Origin of the sequence: Serratia inhibens (genome assembly GCF_003591175.1) — a bacterium.
Taxonomy (GTDB): domain Bacteria; phylum Pseudomonadota; class Gammaproteobacteria; order Enterobacterales; family Enterobacteriaceae; genus Serratia; species Serratia inhibens.
Map to the genome: position 1 here is coordinate 1,105,301 of NZ_QYYG01000001.1, position 14,040 is coordinate 1,119,340.

At 57.6% G+C, this 14,040-nt stretch carries 18 protein-coding genes; 12 read left to right on the top strand and 6 right to left on the bottom strand.

The window, feature by feature from the left end:
* Nucleotides 1–80 precede the first annotated feature (80 nt).
* Nucleotides 81–380 (bottom strand): putative quinol monooxygenase, encoded by a 300-nt coding sequence (locus D4100_RS05340; protein ID WP_006321696.1) that lies wholly within the window; start codon nt 378–380, stop codon nt 81–83.
* A 209-nt stretch (nt 381–589) separates the two neighbouring features.
* Between D4100_RS05340 and D4100_RS05345 the strand changes: the two genes are divergently transcribed.
* Nucleotides 590–1,093, top strand: a complete 504-nt coding sequence (locus tag D4100_RS05345) for a DedA family protein (protein ID WP_006321695.1) — start codon at nt 590–592, stop codon at nt 1,091–1,093.
* Between the two features lie 640 nt (nt 1,094–1,733).
* Nucleotides 1,734–3,134, top strand: a complete 1,401-nt coding sequence (cycA, locus tag D4100_RS05355; protein WP_006321694.1) for a D-serine/D-alanine/glycine transporter — start codon at nt 1,734–1,736, stop codon at nt 3,132–3,134.
* 52 nt (nt 3,135–3,186) lie between these two features.
* Here cycA and rutR read toward each other — a convergent pair whose 3' ends face one another.
* The gene (gene rutR, locus D4100_RS05360; RefSeq protein ID WP_006321693.1) at nt 3,187–3,825 is read right to left on the bottom strand and encodes an HTH-type transcriptional regulator RutR; all 639 of its coding nucleotides are present in this window, start codon (nt 3,823–3,825) and stop codon (nt 3,187–3,189) included.
* Between the two features lie 334 nt (nt 3,826–4,159).
* Here rutR and rutA point away from each other — a divergent pair, with 334 nt between their 5' ends.
* From rutA to rutG, 6 genes are all read left to right on the top strand, one after another.
* Nucleotides 4,160–5,260 (top strand): pyrimidine utilization protein A, encoded by a 1,101-nt coding sequence (gene rutA, locus D4100_RS05365; protein ID WP_006321692.1) that lies wholly within the window; start codon nt 4,160–4,162, stop codon nt 5,258–5,260.
* Nucleotides 5,260–6,006, top strand: coding sequence for a pyrimidine utilization protein B (rutB, locus tag D4100_RS05370; RefSeq protein WP_006321691.1), 747 nt, complete (start codon nt 5,260–5,262; stop codon nt 6,004–6,006). The genes rutA and rutB overlap by 1 nt, the downstream gene beginning before the upstream one ends.
* A gap of 44 nt (nt 6,007–6,050) precedes the next feature.
* Nucleotides 6,051–6,437: a pyrimidine utilization protein C gene (rutC, locus tag D4100_RS05375; RefSeq protein WP_004942866.1), complete on the top strand. Its 387-nt coding sequence runs from the start codon at nt 6,051–6,053 to the stop codon at nt 6,435–6,437.
* A gap of 24 nt (nt 6,438–6,461) precedes the next feature.
* Nucleotides 6,462–7,301, top strand: coding sequence for a pyrimidine utilization protein D (gene rutD / locus D4100_RS05380; RefSeq protein ID WP_006321690.1), 840 nt, complete (start codon nt 6,462–6,464; stop codon nt 7,299–7,301).
* 48 nt (nt 7,302–7,349) lie between these two features.
* Nucleotides 7,350–7,877, top strand: a complete 528-nt coding sequence (rutF, locus tag D4100_RS05385; RefSeq protein WP_119803392.1) for an NADH-dependent FMN reductase RutF — start codon at nt 7,350–7,352, stop codon at nt 7,875–7,877.
* A gap of 68 nt (nt 7,878–7,945) precedes the next feature.
* A complete protein-coding gene (gene rutG / locus D4100_RS05390) occupies nt 7,946–9,265 on the top strand; it encodes a pyrimidine utilization transport protein G (protein ID WP_006321688.1) in 1,320 nt (439 codons plus the stop codon).
* A gap of 25 nt (nt 9,266–9,290) precedes the next feature.
* On the opposite strand, the gene D4100_RS05395 is transcribed toward rutG, so the two are convergent.
* The gene (locus tag D4100_RS05395) at nt 9,291–10,208 is read right to left on the bottom strand and encodes a DMT family transporter (protein ID WP_043913059.1); all 918 of its coding nucleotides are present in this window, start codon (nt 10,206–10,208) and stop codon (nt 9,291–9,293) included.
* A 67-nt stretch (nt 10,209–10,275) separates the two neighbouring features.
* Between D4100_RS05395 and D4100_RS05400 the strand changes: the two genes are divergently transcribed.
* Nucleotides 10,276–10,851, top strand: coding sequence for a helix-turn-helix domain-containing protein (locus tag D4100_RS05400; RefSeq protein ID WP_006321686.1), 576 nt, complete (start codon nt 10,276–10,278; stop codon nt 10,849–10,851).
* Here D4100_RS05400 and D4100_RS25750 read toward each other — a convergent pair.
* Nucleotides 10,848–11,021 carry a hypothetical protein gene (locus tag D4100_RS25750; protein WP_006321685.1) on the bottom strand — a complete coding sequence of 58 codons (174 nt, stop codon included), beginning with the start codon at nt 11,019–11,021 and terminating at the stop codon, nt 10,848–10,850. The two genes, D4100_RS05400 and D4100_RS25750, sit on opposite strands and share 4 nt — an antisense overlap.
* A gap of 141 nt (nt 11,022–11,162) precedes the next feature.
* Nucleotides 11,163–12,086: a LysR family transcriptional regulator gene (locus D4100_RS05410; RefSeq protein WP_119803394.1), complete on the bottom strand. Its 924-nt coding sequence runs from the start codon at nt 12,084–12,086 to the stop codon at nt 11,163–11,165.
* A 68-nt stretch (nt 12,087–12,154) separates the two neighbouring features.
* On the opposite strand from D4100_RS05410, the gene D4100_RS05415 reads away from it, so the two are divergent.
* Nucleotides 12,155–12,775, top strand: coding sequence for a LysE family transporter (locus D4100_RS05415; protein WP_119803396.1), 621 nt, complete (start codon nt 12,155–12,157; stop codon nt 12,773–12,775).
* 76 nt (nt 12,776–12,851) lie between these two features.
* The gene (gene wrbA / locus D4100_RS05420) at nt 12,852–13,451 is read left to right on the top strand and encodes an NAD(P)H:quinone oxidoreductase (protein WP_006321682.1); all 600 of its coding nucleotides are present in this window, start codon (nt 12,852–12,854) and stop codon (nt 13,449–13,451) included.
* A gap of 10 nt (nt 13,452–13,461) precedes the next feature.
* Here the strand turns inward: wrbA and D4100_RS25965 are convergent, their stop codons facing one another.
* Nucleotides 13,462–13,590 (bottom strand): hypothetical protein, encoded by a 129-nt coding sequence (locus D4100_RS25965; RefSeq protein WP_276330833.1) that lies wholly within the window; start codon nt 13,588–13,590, stop codon nt 13,462–13,464.
* A 99-nt stretch (nt 13,591–13,689) separates the two neighbouring features.
* Between D4100_RS25965 and D4100_RS05425 the strand changes: the two genes are divergently transcribed.
* A complete protein-coding gene (locus D4100_RS05425; protein WP_006321681.1) occupies nt 13,690–14,001 on the top strand; it encodes a hypothetical protein in 312 nt (103 codons plus the stop codon).
* Nucleotides 14,002–14,040 lie beyond the last annotated feature (39 nt).

Below are 14,040 nucleotides of genomic sequence, written 5' to 3' on the forward strand. Positions count from 1 at the left end.
ATTCGCAGTCTAACGTTTAAGCACTACAAGACCGCGTTTGAGAAGCCATTGACCCCGCTTAGCGGGGATTTTTTTGCCCCTTAATCTCCCTCTGCAGTAAAAGATCTCATAAACAGAAAGGTGCAGGGCTTGCTTTGGTGCTGGTTGATCAAGGGCACCAGGCGCGTGAAATGTTCGGTTTGACAATGTACGTCCAATGCAGCCCGGTCGGGCCACTCTTCGACAAAAATAAAATGCCCAGGGTCCTGGTGATCGATGAACAGTTCGTAAGAGAGGCAAAGTGGCTCCTGTCGCGTTTTCTCCACCAGTTCCTGATACAGCGGCATCACAGTTTCAACACAATCGATCTTGATAAAATCCTCAGCAATAACCTTTAGCATGGCGCCTTTTTTCCTTTCAGCGTATCTATCATGTGGGCCCACTCTACCGCGAATCCTTATCCTTTTCCCGATGCTCCCGATCGACACTTCATCAGAACTCTGGATAACGCAAGTTGTCGGGTAAAACGTCGCTCTTTTGCCACTATTTAACCTTTATTGAAGCGTGAGAGGGGACACTGGTTCACAGACACATTTTATGAGGATTTTTTATGGCGGAATTGCCCCATATTATCGCCAAATACAGCCCGGAACCCGGCTTTCTGCTATTGATCATCTTTCTGTTTTCGTTCGGCAAATCGGTTATTTTCATTTCGTCGCTACTGCCGCCGGCATCGATTACGCTGATGTTGGGCATTGTCGCCGGCAAACCGGTGCTGGCAGACACTCATGTCTGGGGGGCGATTGCTCTGGGTGCGATGCTCGGTTCCGTTTTATCGTTCCATTGCGGCGCGTTGCTCCAGGGCCGCGCCCCATGGAGATGGTTACCGGCCAGATATCACAGCGCGTTGCACAAGGCTAAGTCAGCCTTGCAGCAAAAAGGCTTGGCACTGTTGTTTATCTCGCGCTTTTTGGCCGTGATGCGCTATACCGTGCCTTTGGTCGCCGGCATGATTTCGCTGCCGCGCAAACAGGTCTACTGTGCCTGCGCGCTTTCCGCCGGGGTTTGGGCGGTGGCGTTGATATCCGTAGGGCACATGATACCGGCAACCTGAACATCGTATTTTCAAGCGATTTAGCGCAGCTTTCTTGCATTTTTGTCATGCAGAAAATTGGTGCTGGATACCGATTAAAAAGATTACCAACATGCCCTGATTGCGCCAGATCACCTTTTTTTGAACATACTCTGCAAATCGGCGCGATTTTTTCTGACGCAGCTCCAACTACGACACGACAGGGTAATAAAAAGCGATGTAACCGCATGATTTGTTGGTGGGTCGTACAGGGTACGAACCTATGCCCCATTGATTAAGAGTCAACCGCGCTACCCACCGAGCTAACGCCCCAACGGGTTAAAACAATTCGCCTCTCCGCTGTCAGTGCCAAGCGTTTACATCCATTACTTTTTCTCATGCGATATTTTCAACCCTGTTTTTTATCAACAAGATAAGGCTGCTTAGGGCTATTAATCTGCTAAAGCGAGGAGTAATCTTCCGCCCCCAAGACGTCCGATTTGCCTCCTCGTGTAAAGAATAATCGACTTTTATCCCTCGCATAAATGTTGTAAACATGTTGCACAAAGGTGGCGTTATTGCACTACCTTACTAAAGCCGGGTTAACCGGATAATCGTATAAAAAAGAGCCACTTCAGAGCTCGCTATTTCACCCATGACAGGTAAAACAGGACATCATCAGATGGTAGATCACTCTAAAATAGCCACAGACGCGACGCCTGCGTCAGAAGATCATCTACAGCGAAACCTAACTAACCGACATATTCAACTGATCGCCATCGGCGGCGCTATCGGTACAGGTCTGTTTATGGGGTCCGGCAAAACCATCAGTCTGGCCGGGCCTTCCATCATCTTCGTGTACATGATCATCGGCTTTATGCTGTTTTTCGTGATGCGCGCCATGGGCGAGCTGCTGCTCTCCAACCTGGAATACAAATCCTTCAGCGATTTCGCCGCCGATCTGCTCGGCCCCTGGGCCGGTTTCTTTACCGGCTGGACTTACTGGTTCTGCTGGGTCGTCACCGGCATCGCCGACGTGGTGGCGATCACCGCCTACGCCCAGTTCTGGTTCCCCGGGCTGTCGCAATGGATCGCCTCTTTGTTGTGCGTATTACTGCTGCTGGGCCTGAACCTGGCGACGGTGAAGATGTTTGGCGAGATGGAATTCTGGTTTGCGATGATTAAAATCGTCGCCATTGTCGGGTTGATCGTCGCCGGATTGGTGATGATCGCCATGCAGTTCCAGTCCCCTACCGGCACCGTCGCGTCGTTCTCGCACCTGTGGAATGACGGCGGCATGTTCCCGAAAGGCATCAGCGGCTTCTTCGCCGGCTTCCAGATCGCGGTGTTCGCCTTTGTCGGCATCGAGCTGGTGGGCACCACCGCAGCTGAAACCAAAGATCCGGAAAAAGTGCTGCCGCGCGCCATCAACTCCATTCCGATCCGCATCATCATGTTCTACGTGTTCGCACTGATCGTGATTATGTCGGTCACGCCGTGGAGTTCTGTGGTTGCCGATAAAAGCCCGTTCGTCGAGCTGTTCGTGCTGATCGGCCTGCCGGCGGCGGCCAGCGTGATCAACTTTGTGGTGCTGACCTCCGCCGCCTCTTCCGCCAACAGCGGGGTGTTTTCCACCAGCCGCATGCTGTTCGGCCTGGCGCAGGAAGGCGATGCGCCGAAGTCGTTCGCCAACCTGTCCAAGCGGGCGGTGCCGGCTAACGGCCTGACCTTCTCCTGCATCTGTCTGCTGGGCGGCGTAGTACTGATTTACCTGATCCCGAACGTAATGACGGTGTTTACGCTGGTGACCACCGTCTCCGCCATTCTGTTCATGTTTGTCTGGACCATTATCCTGTGTTCTTACCTGGTTTACCGTAAGCAACGCCCGGCGCTGCACCAGAAATCGATCTACAAGATGCCGGCCGGCAAGCTGATGTGCTGGGTGTGCATGGCGTTCTTCGTGTTTGTGCTGGTGCTGCTGTCGCTGCGCGATGACACTCGTCAGGCGCTGATCGTCACGCCGCTGTGGTTTGTGGTGCTCGGTTTGTCTTACGTGTTCCTGCGCAAGAAAAAAACCGCCTAAAAACAACAGGGGGATAATCGCTTATCCCCCTGCATTTCCCTTATTTAGACGATTAACGCGGGCGTATCCCGTCGATAATCACCCGCTGCACGTTTTCCACCGTCTGCTGAAAGAATGCCTCATCATCGAGCGTTTTGCCGGTCACCGCCTCCACCTGCACCCAAAAATCGGCATAGTGCTGGGTGGTGGCCCACAGCATAAAGATCAGGTGATGCGGATCCACCGCCGCGATATGGCCTTCGGCGATCCAGCGCTCAATCATCGCGGACTTCTCGTCCACCAACGCCTTCAACCCGCCCTGCAACTCCAGCTTCAGCAACGGAGCGCCCTGGATCATCTCCAGACAAAACAACCGCGAGGCCTGCGGGTGATGGCGGGACACGTCCAATTTAAGGCGAATATATTCGCGAATAGCCTGCAAGGGTTCCTGATCGGCGCGCAGCGCTTTCAACGGCGCCAGCCACACGTCGAGGATGCCTTTCAGCACCGCAACGTACAGCTCTTCTTTTGAAGGGAAGTAATAAAGCAGATTGGTTTTGGACACGTCGGCGCGCTCCGCCACCTGATCCAGACTGGTGCCGTGAATACCGTACAGCGAGAAAAACTCCAGTGCCGCATCCATGATAGTGCTGCGTTTTGCGGCCACCGCGCGCGAGCGGCGCGTAGGGGGTTTAACGGGTTGTTGCTTCACTGCAGCTCCTTGGCGCCACCTGATTCGGCCACCAGCATAACAAAGCCACTGCGTGAAACCCACGCATTTACCTACTCCTTTCGGGGGATTTTTTGCACCTTTTACGGGCAACCGCGCCTGATTTTTGTGCACATATTTTTTACCAAACGGTCTATTTTGGACCATTTACTCAACAACAGGATTACATATAAATACCAATTTGTTGATAAGTATGCATTTTTTAAAACTGGCACTGCGTTTGCACTGTCCATGACAAGCGCCGCGCAATTTGGAACCCGCAGGAAGCATTCAAGCAGCGCGTGAACCGTCCCATTCGCAGACCCGAGGTGTTCAAATGAAAATTGGCGTATTTATCCCGATCGGCAACAACGGCTGGCTGATTTCCAGCAATGCTCCGCAATACAAACCGACGTTTGAACTCAACAAAACCATCGTGCAGAAGGCCGAGCATTACAATTTCGATTTCGCCCTGTCGATGATCAAACTGCGCGGCTTCGGCGGCAAAACCGAATTTTGGGATCACAACCTGGAGTCCTTCACCCTGATGGCCGGGCTGGCCGCAGTCACCTCGCGCATCAAGATCTACGCCACCGCCGCCACCCTGACCATGCCGCCGGCGATCGTCGCGCGGATGGCTTCCACCATCGACTCTATTTCCAACGGGCGTTTTGGCCTGAACGTGGTGACAGGTTGGCAAAAACCGGAATACGAACAGATGGGCATGTGGCCGGGCGACGATTACTTTGGCCGCCGTTACGACTATCTGGCGGAATACGTGAAGGTGCTGCGCGATCTGTGGGGCACAGGCAAATCCGATTTCAAAGGCGAATTTTTCCAGATGGACGACTGTCGCGTCAGCCCGCAGCCGCAGGCGGACATCAAGGTCATCTGCGCCGGGCAGAGTGACGCCGGCATGGCCTTCTCGGCCAAATACGCCGACTACAACTTCTGCTTCGGCAAGGGCGTCAACACCCCGACCGCCTTCGCTCCGACCGCCGCACGGCTGAAAACCGCCGCCGATGCCGAAGGCCGCAGCGTCGCCTGCTACGTGCTGTTCATGATCATTGCCGATGAAACCGACGAGGCCGCACGCGCCAAATGGGAAAGCTATAAGGCCGGTGCCGACACCGAAGCGCTGGCCTGGCTGACCGAGCAAAGCGGCAAAGACACCAAATCCGGCGCCGACACCAACGTGCGCCAGATGGCGGACCCGACCTCGGCGGTCAACATCAATATGGGCACGTTGGTCGGTTCCTACGCCAACGTGGCGCGCATGATGGATGAGATCGCTACCGTGCCCGGCACCGAAGGCGTGCTGCTGACCTTCGATGATTTCGTGCAAGGGGTGGAGGACTTCGGCGAACGCATCCAGCCGCTGATGAAAAGCCGCGCCGACGTTTGCCCAACAACCGCTGAAAACCGTGAGGTGGCCTGATGAAAATTGTTGAAAACCAACCGGTAGTACGCCGCCAGTCGCCGGAAACCGGCGCCACCGTCACCTTGTCCGCTCGCCCGGAGGCTATCGCCTTCGCACCGCAGGAAACCGCGCTGATCGTGGTCGATATGCAAAATGCCTATGCCTCTCAGGGCGGCTATCTTGACCTCGCCGGTTTTGACGTCTCGGCCACCGCGCCGGTGATCGCCAATATCAAACGTGCCATCAGCGCCGCGCGCGCCGCCGGTATCCGGGTGATCTTTTTCCAGAACGGCTGGGACAATCAGTATGTCGAAGCCGGCGGCCAGGGTTCGCCCAACTGGCATAAATCCAACGCGCTGAAAACCATGCGCAAGCGCCCGGAACTGATGGGCAAGCTGCTGGCCAAAGGCGACTGGGACTACGATCTGGTGGATGAACTGCAGCCGCAGCCGGGCGATATCGTGATCCCGAAACCGCGCTACAGCGGCTTTTTCAATACCCAACTCGACAGCCTGTTGCGATCTTACGGCATTCACCATTTGGTGTTTACCGGCATCGCCACCAACGTCTGCGTGGAATCCACGCTGCGCGACGGCTTCTTCCTCGAATATTTCGGCGTGGTGCTGGCGGACGCTACTCACCAGGCCGGGCCGCAGTTTGCCCAGCAGGCGGCGCTGTACAACATCGAAACCTTTTTCGGTTGGGTATCGGACGTCGACAGTTTCTGCGACGCGCTCATCGCCCCGCTCAGCCAAACGGCATGAGTTTTGCCTGCTTTACCCTTTAATCATTCATCAGGAGCAAGACGATGCCAAAAACCATCATTACGCCGCCGGGCACCGGCAAACCGCTGGCCCCCTTCGTCCCCGGCACGCTGGCCGATGGCGTGGTTTACGTCTCAGGCACGCTGGCATTCGATAAAGACAATAACGTGGTGCACGTCGGCGATGCGGCGGCACAAACCCGCCACGTGCTGGAAACCATTAAAAGCGTGATCGAAACCGCCGGCGGCAGCATGGATGACGTGACCTTTAACTCGATCTTCCTCACCGACTGGCAAAACTATGCCGCCATCAATCAGGTCTATGCGGAGTATTTTCCTGGCGACAAACCGGCGCGCTACTGCATTCAGTGCGGATTGGTGAAACCGGACGCACTGATTGAAATTGCTACCGTGGCCCATATCGGCCGCTGACCCCTTATCCGCAGAGGATCGAGAATGTATTTTGAGATTTTGGGAAAAGATACCCCACTGGCCCCCACCCTGGTGCTCTCTGCCGGTCTGGGCGGTGCAGGCAGTTTCTGGCAACCGCAGATTGACGCGCTGAGCGAGCATTTCAGGGTGGTGGTTTACGATCATCATGGCACCGCCCGCAGCAAGGGCGAGGTACCGGCCGGCTACAGCATGGCCGATATGGCGGATGAAGTGGCACAGCTGCTGCGCTCGATTGGCGTTGAACGCTGCTATTTCGTCGGCCACGCGCTTGGCGGCATGATTGGCCTGCAACTGGCGCTTAACCACCCGCAATTGGTCGAAAAGTTGGTGGTGGTCAACGGTTGGCCGGCGCTGGACAGCCAGACCCGGCGCTGCTTCAAGGTACGTCAAGACCTGCTGCTCAACAGCGGCGTGGAAGCCTACGTGCGTGCCCAGCCGCTGTTCCTGTTCCCCGCCGACTGGCTGTCGCGGCACGAAGCGCTGCTGGACGAGGAGCTGGCGCATCAGGTGGCACATTTTCAGGGGACAGAAAACCTGTTGCGCCGCCTGAATGCGCTGATGAACACCGATTTCCGCCCGCACCTGGCGGACATCTCCACCCCGACGCTGGCGCTGTGCTCCCGCGACGATTTGCTGGTGCCTTACCACTGCTCGCATCAACTGGCGGAGAGCCTGCCGTTCGGCGAACTGGCGCAGATGGCGTACGGCGGCCATGCCATGAGCGTGACGGATGCCGACAACTTTAACCGCATCCTGCTCGGCTGGTTGCTGAACCCCCACGGCCTGTCGTCTGCTTGCAGCCCTGCGGACGCCCAGTTTGAGCCCGCAGGGCAGAAACACTGAGCTTAACCGCCAGGCCGCTCATTATTGGCTAGCCACAGGAGAAACAGTATGCAAACCCAAACCCTTCTTGCCAGTGCGACGCTGGTGCCGCCGGGCGTAGAAAAACAGGACTTTCGCGACGCGATGGCGCGCCTGGGCGCGGCGGTGAATATCATCACCACCGACGGCCCTGCAGGCCGCGCCGGGTTTACCGCCTCTGCGGTATGCAGCGTTACCGATACGCCTCCGACGCTGCTGGTGTGCCTGAACCGCTCCGCATCGGTGTATGCGGTGTTCAAGCAAAACCAGACGTTGTGCGTCAATACGCTGGCGGCGGAACACGAGTCGCTGTCGAATCTGTTTGGCGGTAAAACGCCGATGGACATGCGATTTTCTGCCGCACGCTGGTCCACGCTGGCAACCGGCTCCCCCATTCTGCACGGCGCAGTGGCCTCCTTCGATTGCCGGATCAGCCAAATTGTCAGCGTCGGCACCCATGACATTCTGTTTTGTCAGGCAGTGGCGCTGGCGCGCAATGATGAAAGCCACGGGCTGGCTTACTTCGATCGTCGCTATCACCCGCTGCTGAAGCAATGATGTGCCGATGATGCCATAACGCGCACTCACCTGCGCCCCTAACCTGTACCCCTGTTTTGGAGATGACGATGGCGAATACCTGGTTTCCCCAATGGCGCATGAAGCAAGGCAGTCTGGACGGTACTGTGGTCGCACCCGATGAAAGGTTGCCGCTGGTGCCAACGCTGGTTATGGGCCTGCAACACGCAGTGGCGATGTTTGGTGCCACGGTGCTGATGCCGCTGCTGATGGGCTTTGACGCCAATCTGGCCATATTGATGTCCGGCATCGGCACGCTGCTGTTCTTCCTGGTGGTTGGCGGCCGGGTGCCGAGTTACCTCGGTTCCAGCGCGGCGTTTGTCGGGCTGGTGATCACCCTCACCGGTTACAGCGGCCAGGGCGCGAACCCGAACATTGCGCTGGCGCTGGGCGGCATCATCGCCTGCGGGCTGGTGTATCTGCTGATCGGGTTTGTGGTGATGAGCGTCGGCACCCGCTGGATCGAACGCCTGATGCCGCCGGTGGTGACCGGTGCGGTGGTGATGGCGATCGGCCTGAACCTGGCGCCTATCGCCGTACGCAGCGTCTCGGCTTCCAATTTTGACAGCTGGATGGCGGTGGTCACCATTTTGTGTATCGGTTCGGTGGCGGTATTCACCCGCGGGTTGATGCAACGGCTGCTGATCCTGATTGGGCTGATCGCCGCCTATCTGATTTATGTGGTCGTGACCAACGGTTTTGGGCTCGGCAAGCCGGTGGATTACAGCGCGCTGAGCCAGGCCGCCTGGTTTGGCCTGCCGCAGTTCACCGCGCCGGCGTTTAACCTGCACGCCATGCTGCTGATTGCCCCGGTGGCGATCATTCTGGTGGCGGAAAATCTCGGGCATGTGAAGGCGGTTGCAGGGATGACCGGCCAGAACCTCGATCCCTATATCGGCCGCGCCTTTGTTGGCGACGGGCTGGCGACCATGCTGTCTGGCTCGGTAGGCGGCACCGGGGTCACGACCTATGCTGAAAATATCGGCGTGATGGCGGTAACCAAAATTTACTCCACCCTGGTGTTTGTCGCCGCAGCGGCGGTGGCGATCGTTCTGGGCTTTTCACCGAAGTTCGGTGCGCTGATCCATACCATTCCAGGCCCGGTGCTGGGCGGTGCCTCGGTGGTGGTGTTCGGTTTGATTGCCGTCGCCGGCGCGCGCATCTGGGTGCAAAACAAGGTCGATTTGGGCGATAACGGCAACCTGATTATGGTGGCAGTAACACTGGTGCTGGGTGCAGGCGATTTTGCGCTGACCATCGGCAGCTTCACCATGGGGGGCATAGGTACCGCCACCTTCGGCGCCATTATTCTGAATGCGCTGCTGCGCAACCGTAAAATCCTGCCGCTGGCGGATAACGCCGTACGTTGACACCGAGGGCCCGGCCTGCCGGGCCTTATTCAACCAGCGCCGCTGCCTTGCCTTTGCGGCGAATGCGCAGTTCGCTGACCAGCACGCCCAGCACAATCAGCCCGCAGCCCAACAGGGCGACCCCCGGCAAACGTTCCCCGGCGATACGCCCGACGATCCCCGCCCAGACCGGTTCACCGGCATAAATGACCGTAGCGCGCGTCGGCGACATGCTGCGTTGCGCCCAGTTCATCGTCAGTTGAATCATGGCGCTGGCAATGCCCAGCCCTATCGCGCTGTACAACAGATAACTGGTGTACGGCGGCACCGCTTCGCCGGTCGGTACCATCATCATGAACGAGGCCAGCGATGCCGTAGCCAGTTGCACCACCGTCACCCGTTTGATATTCACCTTACCGGCATAGGCGCCAATCAGAATGATCTCGGCCGCCATGCCCAGCGTGCCGATCAATGTCAGTATCTCGCCGGCGCTGAGCGTCATATCCGCACTGCTCGGCGCGGCCAACAGCATCAGACCGGTGAACGCCAGCAAAACGCCTACCCACGACATCAGGCTGGGAAAACGCCCCAGTACCAGCCACTGTAACAACGGCACCATCGGCACATACATGGCGGTGATGAATGCCGACTGGCTGCTGCTGATCGTTTGCAACCCAACAGTTTGCAGGCCGTAGCCAAACATGATGGCAATGCCGATAAACACGCCCGCTTTCAGTTCATACCAGGTTAACCCACGCAGGGTACGCAGGGAGAACAGCGTCAGCACCAACGTGGCGGCGGCAAAACGCAGCCCGACGAAAAAGAACGGCCCGCTGACCTGCATGGCGTGATGCACCGCCAGAAAGGTGCCGCCCCAGATCATGGTGATGAAAATCAGCACCGCTTCCTGAGGTTTTATTTTGGAAATAAGTGTGGAAACAAAAGATTTTTTTACTGCAGACACTGACTTGCCCTTAATGCCGGGTGCAATATAATGCACAGATCGCACCAGTATGAGGGAATGCCTGCAGATGAGCAATATAGTGCACAATGAAAAACATGACGCGCTCAAAGTGCTGCAATATCTGAGCAGCAACCTGCGGGGATACCGCCAGCAAGCCGGGCTAAGCCAGATGGCGCTGGCGGAAAAATCCGGCGTCAGCCGCCGCATGCTGGCCGGGATTGAGGCCGGTGACCGCAACGTCAGCCTGGCGGTGTTGGACAAACTTGCCGAGGCGCTGAATATCGCCTTCACCGATCTGATCCAGGCACCGGAAGCACGCGGCAATCATCTGGTGGGTGAACTGGCCTGGCAGGGGCGCGAGCCGGCAAGCCAGGCGGTGTTCGTCGCCAGCGTGCCCGCACGTCAGCGGGTGGAACTGTGGGAGTGGGCGCTGATGCCGGGCGAACGCTACGACTCACTGCCGGATGCCGCAGGCTGGAACGAAATTATCTATGTGGTCACCGGCAGCCTGACGCTGGTGCTGGAGCAACAGACCCTGACGCTGGATGCCGGTGAAACCCAGGTGTTCAACAGCGATCAGCACTATGCCTACGTAAACCGTACCGATCGGCCGCTGCGTTTTATCCGCAACGTCACCTTTTAATCATCCAGCGCCGCCACTTCCGGCAGCTCTTCCAACGGCGGCTGGATCCCCTCGGAAATATAGTCTCTGGCGGCGAAAGTGCGTTCATCGCCCACGTCGTCCTCCACGACCACATGCTTGATGGCGCCGTCGCTCAGCAATACCCGTTTGATGCCACGATATGATGTCATTGTTTCCTCCGTTAATGGGCCGGACACACTGCAAGTGTAGTTTAGCCCTCGTCGGCCGAGGGTGTCACCCGCCTGCCGTGCGCACCCTGCTGCTGCCTGACGTTTTCAGCCGTTGGCAACGGCAGCCGCTGGAGCAAAAGCTCAGGCGTCTGCACTGAACTTCAGCCAGTCCGCCAGCCGGGCGAGCGCGCTGCCCGGCCTGATTTCCTGTGGCGACAACAAACAGTAACCGCTGCCGTCCGGTGTAAAACCAAAAGGCGCACTCAGCAGACCGGCGGTCACATCATCGCGTACCTGCTGCCACGGGCCGATGGCAATCCCCATCCCTGCCACCGCCGCCTGCAGGCTGAAGTAGAAATGATCAAAACGCTGCTCCGGCCGGCCAGTCAGCACCACGTCTTGCCTCTGAGCCCATTGCCGCCAGGCGTCGGGACGGGTGGCGGAATGCAGTAACACCGCATCCTGACTCAACTGCGGCAGGCCGTCGCCAAGGGTCACCCAGCGCCGCAGCGTTTCAGGTTTGCACACCGGGCCGACCCGCTCGCTGAACAACGCCAGGCTGTGCAGCTTATCCCCCCAGTCAAAATCGTTGCGCCGGATAGCGGCGGTAATACCGTCATGAAACGAAAATGGCCCGCCACCGGCCACCAGTTGCAGGTTGATTTCCGGGTGCGCCTGCTGAAACGCCGGCAGGCGTGGTATCAACCAGCGCATCAATAGCGTTGGCTCGCACGACAACACCAGCGGCGCGTCCTGCGCCTGCTGTCGCAAGCTTTGCGCGGTATGATCCAGAATGCCGAATGCTTGCTGAGACGCCTGAAACAGCGTGCGGCCGGCCGCCGTTAAATACACCCGTCGGTGGCGGCGCTCGAACAACGCAACGCCCAGTTCATCTTCCAGCGCTCTGACCGCACGGCTGACGGCCCCATGCGTCAGATTCAGGCTGTTCGCCGCCTGCGTAAAGCTTTCCAGCCGTGCGGCGGCCTCGAAGCAACGCAGCCCGCCCAGTGACAGCGGCCGATGCATTTTGCGTGAGTTTTTCTCACTGATATTGTCAGTTTTCATCGTTTGTCACCGTCGGTTATTCCTCTTATAAATCAGCCACTCTCTTCTGATTTTATTACAGGATAACTATGACTGAACTCCTCGCCGTCGTCACCATCACTTTACTCGCGGTTATCAGCCCGGGGCCGGATTTTGCCATGGTGTCGCGCAACAGCCTGCTGCTTTCCCGCCGCGCCGGGGTACTGACCGCCTGCGGTATCGGCGCTGGTGTGTTGATCCACGTGAGCTATACCCTGGTCGGTGTTGGCGTATTGATCCAACAGTCGCTGTGGTTGTTTACTCTGCTGAAGGCGATCGGCGCCGCCTATTTGATTTATCTGGGTATCAGCATGCTGCGCCACGCCGGGGCTGCCGCCGCTGCCTCTTCCCACGCAAAGCCGGCAGCCACCAGTGACTTCGCCGCGCTGAAGATCGGTTTTTTGACCAATGTGCTGAACCCCAAAACCACTATTTTTATCGTCAGCCTGTTCATGCAGGTGGTCAATCCGCAGACGCCGCTCAGCGTGCAGATCGGCTATGGGCTGTTTATTGCGGTTGCCCATATTCTCTGGTTTGCCGCTGTAGCGCTGCTGTTTTCCGCGCCGGGCGTCAATACGCGCCTGCTGCGCCTGCGCAAAGGCATCGACAGAGCCTTTGGCGGCCTGCTGATCGCCTTCGGCGCGCTGCTGGCGGTAGCCGGCATCAAATAAGGTTCAAGGATAAGTTCAGTATTCACTTCTATGCTTATGGGGGCATTTCTTTCAATCACCGAGCGGGGAACGCAACATGGCAAAGGTTTTGGTCCTTTATTACTCAATGTACGGGCATATCGAAACGCTGGCAGAAGCGGTAGCAGAAGGCGCGCGCAGGGTCAGCGGCGTTGAAGTCACCGTGAAGCGGGTACCGGAAACCATGCCGCCGGACGCCTTCGCCAAAGCCGGCGGCAAGAGCAATCAACAAGCGCCTGTCGCCACGCCACAGGAGTTGGCCGATTACGATGGCATTATCTTCGGTACCCCTACCCGCTTTGGCAACATGGCCGGGCAAATGCGCACCTTCCTCGATCAAACCGGGGGATTGTGGGCTTCCGGCGCGCTGTATGGCAAGGTGGGCAGCGTATTTTCGTCCACCGGTACCGGCGGCGGCCAGGAGCACACCATCACCTCCACCTGGACCACGCTGGCGCACCACGGTTTTATTATCGTGCCGATCGGTTATGCCACCCCCGAACTGTTTGACGTTTCCCACACCCGCGGCGGCACGCCCTATGGCGCGACCACTATCGCCGGTGCCGACGGCTCGCGTCAGCCCAGCCAGGAAGAGCTGACCATTGCCCGTTATCAGGGCGAACACGTGGCGAAAATCACCGCAAAGCTGAAAAGTTAAGCAATAACCTTCAGTTACTCCCCGGCGGGGCCGCGGATTCGTTCGGCCCCATCTTGTTGCCAACCCGCAGCAAGGTTAAAATGCCGCTCAGCCTGCCATTCACTACCTGAACGTCACGGTCGAAATTCGTTCTGCCCATCAATCACCGGCATTGGCCCTGATGGCGGGCGTTCTGTTTTTGCGCATAGCGAAGGGAAATAAGTCAGTGTCTAAAGATTTTGATGAACTAATAAGAGACATGGATCTTATTATTGAAAATGTAGACAGTTTCAAGGCTATGGCCCCGCGTGCACCCGAGCCCCCCGCTGCGCCGCCGGCAATCCATCACTACGACTCGTTCTGCGAGAACGTAGCGCTGAAAGTGGTATTGAAAGTCCTGCTCTCGTCGGTAGATAAAATCGTCAAGGTACAAATTGCCAATAAGGTCGAGCAGGAGATCGCCCAGATAGAACAGCAGGCAGTGCGTGCCGGCGGAGGGCCGGTGTCGCCTGAAGATCTGGCTCAGATGACGCAATACGTGCGCCGCACCGTAAATAACCTGTTGGAATAGCCGCGCGACGGTTAAAAAACGTGCCAACTCGCTCAGGCG

What these genes read in the sequence shown, in the direction of transcription:
- D4100_RS05340 (WP_006321696.1), bottom strand. Translation starts at nt 380, where the DNA reads ATGCTAAAGGTTATTGCTGAGGATTTTATCAAGATCGATTGTGTTGAA.
- D4100_RS05345 (WP_006321695.1), top strand. Translation starts at nt 590, where the DNA reads ATGGCGGAATTGCCCCATATTATCGCCAAATACAGCCCGGAACCCGGC.
- cycA (WP_006321694.1), top strand. Translation starts at nt 1,734, where the DNA reads ATGGTAGATCACTCTAAAATAGCCACAGACGCGACGCCTGCGTCAGAA.
- rutA (WP_006321692.1), top strand. Translation starts at nt 4,160, where the DNA reads ATGAAAATTGGCGTATTTATCCCGATCGGCAACAACGGCTGGCTGATT.
- rutB (WP_006321691.1), top strand. Translation starts at nt 5,260, where the DNA reads ATGAAAATTGTTGAAAACCAACCGGTAGTACGCCGCCAGTCGCCGGAA.
- rutC (WP_004942866.1), top strand. Translation starts at nt 6,051, where the DNA reads ATGCCAAAAACCATCATTACGCCGCCGGGCACCGGCAAACCGCTGGCC.
- rutD (WP_006321690.1), top strand. Translation starts at nt 6,462, where the DNA reads ATGTATTTTGAGATTTTGGGAAAAGATACCCCACTGGCCCCCACCCTG.
- rutF (WP_119803392.1), top strand. Translation starts at nt 7,350, where the DNA reads ATGCAAACCCAAACCCTTCTTGCCAGTGCGACGCTGGTGCCGCCGGGC.
- rutG (WP_006321688.1), top strand. Translation starts at nt 7,946, where the DNA reads ATGGCGAATACCTGGTTTCCCCAATGGCGCATGAAGCAAGGCAGTCTG.
- D4100_RS05400 (WP_006321686.1), top strand. Translation starts at nt 10,276, where the DNA reads ATGAGCAATATAGTGCACAATGAAAAACATGACGCGCTCAAAGTGCTG.
- D4100_RS25750 (WP_006321685.1), bottom strand. Translation starts at nt 11,021, where the DNA reads ATGACATCATATCGTGGCATCAAACGGGTATTGCTGAGCGACGGCGCC.
- D4100_RS05410 (WP_119803394.1), bottom strand. Translation starts at nt 12,086, where the DNA reads ATGAAAACTGACAATATCAGTGAGAAAAACTCACGCAAAATGCATCGG.
- D4100_RS05415 (WP_119803396.1), top strand. Translation starts at nt 12,155, where the DNA reads ATGACTGAACTCCTCGCCGTCGTCACCATCACTTTACTCGCGGTTATC.
- wrbA (WP_006321682.1), top strand. Translation starts at nt 12,852, where the DNA reads ATGGCAAAGGTTTTGGTCCTTTATTACTCAATGTACGGGCATATCGAA.
- D4100_RS25965 (WP_276330833.1), bottom strand. Translation starts at nt 13,590, where the DNA reads ATGGGCAGAACGAATTTCGACCGTGACGTTCAGGTAGTGAATGGCAGG.
- D4100_RS05425 (WP_006321681.1), top strand. Translation starts at nt 13,690, where the DNA reads ATGGATCTTATTATTGAAAATGTAGACAGTTTCAAGGCTATGGCCCCG.